General features: G+C 57.0%; 1 protein-coding gene. It reads right to left on the bottom strand.

Translation table 11 applies throughout. The features are described from left to right. The coding region (locus tag B2J86_RS17945) for a lipocalin-like domain-containing protein (protein WP_173026296.1) at nucleotides 1-379 on the bottom strand (379 nt) is incomplete at both ends.

Below are 379 nucleotides of genomic sequence, written 5' to 3'. Positions count from 1 at the left end.
AATCGGGGAGAGCAAGCGCTTCTGCTCCGTTCCATTCCAATTGGGAAACGTGGCACTCTCTACCTTGAAGGTCAGAGACTTGTCCGATGCGTTGACTGAATAGTCGCCGATCATGGCGATGCTCTTTGACACGACGGCCTTGTTCTCCTCGGCTGTACCTCCGGCGCGATTATTAGAGACGAACTTGGGAATATCCGCCCCAATGATCGTGAGCATGAAATGACCGTTAGCGTCGAAGACCATCAGCCCCTTGGCGCCGGTGCCGAACTGATCGGTCTTTGTTCCGTCCCTTTCGGTCACCGACGAAACAAGCGTCCACGTCCCCACGAGGTCGCTCGCGCTTTGGGCCGAGGCTGAGGAAGACAAGAACGTGGCGGCC

This window comes from Acidovorax sp. SRB_14, from assembly GCF_012932145.1.
In the GTDB taxonomy this organism is placed as follows: domain Bacteria; phylum Pseudomonadota; class Gammaproteobacteria; order Burkholderiales; family Burkholderiaceae_C; genus Simplicispira.
The sequence above is the reverse complement of the archived record's forward strand: the minus strand, read 5'-3'. Positions and strand labels throughout refer to the sequence as shown.